Origin of the sequence: Aeromonas cavernicola (genome assembly GCF_002795305.1) — a bacterium.
Classification (GTDB): Bacteria; Pseudomonadota; Gammaproteobacteria; order Enterobacterales; family Aeromonadaceae; genus Aeromonas; species Aeromonas cavernicola.
In genome coordinates, this window is the sequence record NZ_PGGC01000220.1 from 1 (window position 1) to 2,680 (window position 2,680).

3 protein-coding genes are annotated in these 2,680 nt (G+C 54.0%); 1 reads left to right on the forward strand and 2 read right to left on the reverse strand.

Going from position 1 to position 2,680, the window contains the following annotated elements; translation table 11 throughout:
- Both CUC53_RS17995 and CUC53_RS18000 read right to left on the reverse strand, forming a co-directional pair.
- Positions 1-888: thiamine pyrophosphate-binding protein (locus tag CUC53_RS17995; protein ID WP_272896781.1), on the reverse strand; the 888-nt coding region annotated here is incomplete at its 3' end.
- A 177-nt stretch (positions 889-1,065) separates the two neighbouring features.
- Complete coding sequence (locus CUC53_RS18000) at positions 1,066-1,896, reverse strand: MurR/RpiR family transcriptional regulator (RefSeq protein ID WP_100295381.1); 831 nt, start codon at positions 1,894-1,896, stop codon at positions 1,066-1,068.
- 379 nt (positions 1,897-2,275) lie between these two features.
- On the opposite strand from CUC53_RS18000, the gene CUC53_RS18005 reads away from it, so the two are divergent.
- A partial coding sequence (locus CUC53_RS18005) for an aldehyde dehydrogenase family protein (RefSeq protein ID WP_157798325.1) occupies positions 2,276-2,680 on the forward strand: 405 nt, incomplete at its 3' end.

Sequence of the window (2,680 nt, forward strand, 5' to 3'; positions counted from 1 at the left end):
CGCGCTTGCGGCCAAGCGGTTGGCGGCCAAACAGCCGGTGGTGCCGATCCCGCCCACATTGAGCGGATGATCCGCCACGATGGCCCCTTTCCCCGCTTGAGTTTCAGCAAACGGGATATTAAAACGCTCGGCAAACTGGCGCAGCGCCTCATGGGCTTCGCTGTAGCGCACCCCGCCGCCACACACCAGCAGCGGCTTGCGCTTCCTGGCGATCAGCGCCACCGCATCGGCCAGCATCGCCTCGCTCGGTGGGCGGCGCTCAATACGATGAACTCGGCGGGCAAAAAAAGCGGCAGGATAGTCATACGCCTCGGCCTGCACATCCTGCGGTAAGCAGAGGGTGACCGCTCCGGTATCGACCGGATCAACCAACACCCGCATGGCATTGAGCAGGGCGCTCATCAACTGTTCAGGGCGCGAGATGCGATCCCAATAGCGGGAAACGGGGCGAAAACAGTCATTGGTGCTCAGGCTGGCATCATGGTACTGCTCGACTTGCTGCAACACCGGATCGGGCTGGCGACAAGCAAATAGATCGCCGGGCAACAGCAGCAGTGGCAGGCGGTTGGCCGTTGCGGTCGCCGCCGCCGTCACCATGTTAGCGGCCCCCGGTCCCACCGATGAGGTCACGGCACAGATCCGTTTTCGCTTGTGCTGTTTCGCAAAACCGAGGGCAATGTGCGCCATGCCCTGCTCGTTACAGCCTTGATAGACCCGTAAATGGCCCGCATCCTGCGCCAACGCCTGACCTAAGCCCAGCACATTGCCATGACCAAAAATGGTGAAAATGCCATGTACCAATGGGTGCTCGACCCCATCCACCTCAACGTATTGCTGATTAAGAAATTTCACCAGTGCTTGGGCCATCGTCATTCTGATCCGCTGCATAGAGACTCCCTGCTATCGCTCACTCATCCCCCACCATGGGGCCCCTTGTGATCGCGGGATTGAGACGAGTGCTCAGCTCACTCTATCGAACAGAAAAAGAAATGAAAATTTCAAAAACAGGCAAACATGGAATTAAAATGAAATTTTGTGATCCCCCTGACGAAACCCACGATCCCGTCACGACGCCTCACTTTTCCTAAATGCCAGCCCCACCGCAAGGGATTGCAGCAGACACAGGGTGGCCGCTTGCGAGCGAAATGCACCGACTTGCGCCTCTTTGATCACAAAGCAAACGTGACTGAGCGAGGCCAAGGGACTGATTTGACTGTCGGTCACCACGATTTGGCTGGCCCCCACCTGTGCCGCCTTTTCTATGACCATCTGGGTCTCATCGGCATAAGGGGTAAAACTGATCGAGATCACCACATCTCGACTGCTCATCAGGGCTATCTGCTCGCCTAACATGCCACCGAGGCCGTCAAGCAACACGGTGCGCCGCTCTAAGTGGCCAAGGGCGTAGCGCAAATAGACCGCGGCACTGAAGGAGCGACGTGACCCAATCACGTAGATGGTGTCAGCTTTTTCCAATAAATTGAGGGCCAGACTCAAGTCATTTTCTGGGGTATGTAGCACTAATTGCTGCATGGATTGGGTATTGGCCCGCACAAACTCTTGCAGAATATGGTGTGGTTGCTGGACTGACGCTTCGCCCTCTAGCTCACGAAACAAACGGGCGCGCTCGGTGTAACTGGCCGTCTCTTTGACCAGGTCGAGTCGAAAAATTTGTTTCATTTCATTGAAGCCGCTAAAGCCAAAGGTGCTGGCAAAACGGATCAAGGTTGATGGGGGCACACCCGCCTCGCTGGCAATCGCCGCGACCGTCTGCATGGCAACAATATTTTTATTATCAATCAGATATTTAGCTACTTGCTGCAGGCGTTTGCTGAGCTCGCTGTAGCGCGTGCGGATCTGATCTTGCAGTTCTGCTAGGTTTTTCGCCGCTGTCATTTCTCTCTCCAACTGGTGACATCCCTCTTAACGGGGCAGAGCGGCCTGTGCAAGTCTACAAAACAACCGCTAATCCTATGAAATATAAGCACAAAAAATAATATTTCGGACTATGCCACAGTGCAGTAAACATTGAACAAGCACGGATTGCTAGGCTATGAAAATGGAACAAGCATTCTTTCATAATCATTAAAACTGTAAACTATTTCGTTATTTTTCCCGCAAAAAAGCCCGCCACTGCCTTGTTAAAACAGCCTGATAACAAATATGACACAGCAATGTCGAACAGATCACAAAATGAAACATAAAAACCAAATATTGTATTAAATGAAAAATAAAAACCAAAAACATCTGGTTATCAGCGATAGAGAGGTTTTGAATGGACATCATACAGAACTATGTGGGCGGTGCCCTTAGCCGCAGCCACAGTGAACGCCATAGCTTGGTTTATAATCCCGCCCTCGGTGAGCCGATCCGTCAGGTGGTGCTGAGCAGCGCAGACGAGGTACGCCAAGCGATCGCGGTGGCCCATGCTGCCTTCCCGGCTTGGTCGCAAACCCCGCCCCTACGCCGTGCCCGCGTGCTGTTTCGCTTTAAAGCCCTGCTCGAAGCGCACCAAGATACGCTGGCTCGTCTGATCAGCGAAGAGCACGGCAAAGTATTAAGCGATGCGGTGGGGGAGCTGACCCGCGGCCTTGAAGTGGTGGAGTTTGCCTGTGGTATCCCTCATCTGCAAAAAGGGGAGCACTCTGCCAATGTCGGTCGGGGGATCGATAGCCACCCC